The sequence below is a fragment of the Bradyrhizobium sp. MI1.10 genome (assembly GCF_055811035.1).
In genome coordinates this window covers 1-259 of the sequence record NZ_JBVVPN010000184.1, presented here as the reverse complement: position 1 = coordinate 259, position 259 = coordinate 1, and the positions used below count along the sequence as shown (strand labels likewise).

The window sequence follows — 259 nt, the reverse complement described above, 5'->3', positions numbered from 1 at the left end:
ACGGGTGGGCGACTTCAAATCGGAATGGTGGGCGAGATCATCTCGGAATCCTGGGCGACATCGACCGGAATCCGCACCCTTCGCGAGCTTCTTTCAAAAAAATGGTAGGGCCCGCCGCCAAGCGCGCTGCGGTCGCGCATCTGCAGGCCGTCATGAGCCTGTCGGAGCGGCGGGCCTGTTCGATTGTCGGAGCGGATCGGAAGATGATCCGCTATCGCTCCAGCCGTCCTCCGGACGCGACTCTCCGTGGCCGGCTGCG

At 64.1% G+C, this 259-nt stretch carries 1 pseudogene; it reads left to right on the top strand.

The annotated features are described in order from the left end of the window. Nucleotides 1-95 precede the first annotated feature (95 nt). A pseudogene (locus AC0L3K_RS40835) lies at nucleotides 96-259 on the top strand (IS3 family transposase); the annotation flags it as partial.